This window comes from Candidatus Pelagibacter sp. (assembly GCF_052049775.1).
GTDB lineage: Bacteria > Pseudomonadota > Alphaproteobacteria > Pelagibacterales > Pelagibacteraceae > Pelagibacter.
Map to the genome: position 1 here is coordinate 1 of NZ_JBNGZH010000059.1, position 3,402 is coordinate 3,402.

The following is a 3,402-nucleotide window of genomic DNA, read 5'->3' on the forward strand; positions in this document are numbered from 1 at the left end:
TTATTTTTTAAATTTCTTTATAAAAAAAATAAAATTAAATTTTATTTTGATAATATGAATGATAGTTTTTATATTTTTAAAAATGATATAAAAAATTCATTTTATGGTTTCGATTCTTTCATAAATGTTTATTACTATCATCTTTTTAGAAAATTAAGTAAACAAAATTTTAGGTCACAAACAGCATTCTACACTTCAGAAAATCAAGGGTGGGAAAAATCGTTTAATTTCTTTTTTAAAGATAAAGTCAAAAAGACTCATGCTGTAATTGGAACTCCAGTAAGATATTGGGATACACGATATTTAGATGAGGATAATTTTATTTATCTCAAAAGTAGAAAAAAATATTTACCTGATAACTATCTTGTAAATAGCAAAGTGTCAGAAAAAAATCTATTAAACAATGGTTATAAAAATAAAAAAATTTTTCAAGTTGAGGCATTAAGATACAGGTTTAAAAAAACAAAAACTAATAAAAGAGTTAAAAAAAATTTTTTTGTTGCAGGAGATTATAGTTTTGATGAAAATCAAAAATTAGAGGAACTTATATCTTATTTAGCAAAAATTTACAAAAATGAAAAATTTTTCATAAAACAACATCCAAATATGAAACTAAGCAAAAGATTAAAAAATATTAAAAATTGTATTTTTATCTACGATAAAGATATTTTTGAATTATCAAATTATTGTGGAAAAGCCATAATACCTAATATGACATCGGCAAGTATTGACTCAATTATGAGTGATCTTAAAACAGTAATATTATATAGGGATAATCAGATTAATTTTAGTCCTTTAAAAGGTGTAAAAGGGATTTTACATGAAAAAGACACAAAAATGATTATAAAATATTTTGATCAAAAATTGACAAAAAAAATTAATAAAAAAAACCTTTTGAATTTAAATTTAACTCACAAACTTTGGAGAAAATTTATATGATCAGCTATTTAACAGAATATTCCGATGCTTAAAAATCAAAAAATATTAATTACTGGAGTAGGCAAGGGAATAGGTAGGGAAATTTTTTTAGAGGCTTTAAAAGAAGGCGCTTTTGTAATTGGGGTAACTAGATCAAAAAAAGATTTCAAAGAATTTTCTCATTTCAGAGGTAAATATAAATTTTTCTACGGTGATATTTCACGACAGACGACCATAAAAAAAATTTTTGATTATTTAAAAAAAAATAGAATCAAACTAACTGGTTTAGTTAATAATGCGGGCATAAGACAAAGAAAAAAATTCGAAAAAATTACAAAAAAAGACTTAAGAAAAATTATGGAAAATAATTTTGAGGCACCATTTTCAATTATTCAAAAATTCTGCGAAAATTGCGAAAAAAAGAAAAATTGTTCAATTGTTAATATTGGATCTATTGTTGGAGAAAAGGGTTTATCTGAACTAAGTGGATATGGAGCATCTAAAGCTGCGTTAAATGGTTTAACTAAATGTTTAATGTCTGAGTTTTCACAGAATTATAAAAAGATTAGAATTAATTGTTTAAACCCTGGTTTTGTTAAGACTTCATTTTACAAAAAATTTAAAAAGAACAAAAAGTTGTACAATTGGACTTTAAGCAAAACACCACTAAAAAGATGGGCAAATTCCATTGAAATTAGTAATTTGATATTATTTTTACTTTCAGAGAACTCAACATATATTAACGGTCAGTGCATAAATATTGATGGAGGGTGGACATCACAATGAAAAAAAAAATTTTAGGATTAATACCAACAAGACTAAATTCAACAAGATTACCTCAAAAAGCACTTTTAGAAATAAAAAATATTCCTTTAGTTGTTCACACATTTAAAAGGTCAAAATTATCAAAATTAATTGATGAGTTATACATATGTTGTGATGATAAAAAAATCTTTAATACAGCTAAAAAATTTGGGGCAAAATGTATTATGACTTCTCCTCATCATAATAATGGCACAGAGAGAATTTTTGAAGCTTATAAAAAAATTTCTAAAAAAAAGAAATTTGATCTAATTATTGATATTCAGGGAGATGAACCACTTGTAAGTCCTTATCATATTGATGCAGTAATAAATCATCACTTAAAAAATTTTGAATACGATATAGTTTTACCAACAATAAATTCAAGCCAAAAGAATAATACAAATATTATTAAAGTGATAAGTAATATGAAGAAAGAAGTTATGTATTTTTCACGTTCAAATATCCCTTTTGAATTTAAAAAAAATACAAATTATATAAATAAACACCTATCGATTATTTCATTTAAACCAAATTCGTTAAAAAAATTCTCTGAGAGCAAGAAGACCCCTTTAGAAAAAGTTGAAGATATTGAATTACTAAGAGCATTAGAAATAGGTCAAAATATAAAAACCTTTAGTCTAAAAGGTGATAGTTTTTCGGTAGATGTGTTGGATGATTACAAAAGAGCTGAAAAGCAAATGAATTTAGACAAGTTTTTTAGATTGTACAAAATTTAATGATAATCAATTATAAAGTTAATGACCAGAATCTAAAAGTAATTATTCAAAGAAAAATTTTTGATAATTTGTTGAAAGATTTAAAGAGTTTAAATTCAGACAAAAAATTACTATTTATATATGATAAGAAAATAGACCGGAAAATTATTAAGAATTTTGCATTAAACTTAAAAACATCTGGCTGTTCAGTTTTTTTTTTAGAGTTAACTGGAAATAAAATAAACAAAACTGAAAAGACATTATTTAGAATTATAGATTTTTTGATAGAAAAGAAATTTACAAAAAATTCAGTTATTCTCTCTTGCTCAGGTGGTGTCATAGGTGATATTGCAAGTTTAGCCTCTAGCCTTTATTTGAGAGGTTTGATTTATTTACATGTACCAACAACAATCACATCTATTATAGATAGTTGCATTGGTGGTAAGGCAGGGATAAATTATAAAGGTTTAATAAATTCTTTAGGAACCTACTATCATCCTAAAGTAGTCTATATATCTGAAGAAATACTAAAAAAAATACCATTTCGAGAATATAACTCAGGAATTCCTGAAATTATAAAGTATGGTTTAATCAAAAGAAACGCAATTTTAAAAAATTTGAATAAATCAAAAGATTTTATTGATAAACGAAATTTCGATTTTTTATCTAAATTAATTAATGAGAGTTTAAGAACTAAAATATTTTTTTTCTCAAAGGACGTTTACGAAAAAGAAAAAAGACTATCTCTAAACTTTGGACATACGTTTGCTCACGCTATTGAAATGGGGACAGAGAGTTTTTTCAAAAAAGAGATTTTTAGACATGGTGAAGCTGTTGGACTTGGGATACTTTGTGAACTTTATTATGCTAATAATGGAAACTCTAAAATTTTATCAGAAACTGAAAGACTACTAAAAAAATATAATTTACCAACAAAAATTCTAAATAAAAAAAATAAAAATAT

General features: G+C 24.3%; 4 protein-coding genes. All 4 read left to right on the forward strand.

Annotated features, from left to right (window positions below):
• The coding region (locus ACTT83_RS06250) for a hypothetical protein (RefSeq protein WP_440919225.1) at positions 1 to 939 on the forward strand (939 nt) is incomplete at its 5' end.
• Between the two features lie 24 nt (positions 940 to 963).
• Positions 964 to 1,704: an SDR family NAD(P)-dependent oxidoreductase gene (locus ACTT83_RS06255; protein WP_440919226.1), complete on the forward strand. Its 741-nt coding sequence runs from the start codon at positions 964 to 966 to the stop codon at positions 1,702 to 1,704.
• Positions 1,701 to 2,459 carry a 3-deoxy-manno-octulosonate cytidylyltransferase gene (gene kdsB / locus ACTT83_RS06260; protein ID WP_440919227.1) on the forward strand — a complete coding sequence of 253 codons (759 nt, stop codon included), beginning with the start codon at positions 1,701 to 1,703 and terminating at the stop codon, positions 2,457 to 2,459. The genes ACTT83_RS06255 and kdsB overlap by 4 nt, the downstream gene beginning before the upstream one ends.
• On the forward strand, positions 2,459 to 3,402 hold a 944-nt coding region (locus tag ACTT83_RS06265), incomplete at its 3' end, for a 3-dehydroquinate synthase (protein ID WP_440919228.1). The genes kdsB and ACTT83_RS06265, both read left to right, overlap by 1 nt.

What these genes read in the sequence shown, in the direction of transcription:
- ACTT83_RS06255 (WP_440919226.1), top strand. Translation starts at nt 964, where the DNA reads ATGCTTAAAAATCAAAAAATATTAATTACTGGAGTAGGCAAGGGAATA.
- kdsB (WP_440919227.1), top strand. Translation starts at nt 1,701, where the DNA reads ATGAAAAAAAAAATTTTAGGATTAATACCAACAAGACTAAATTCAACA.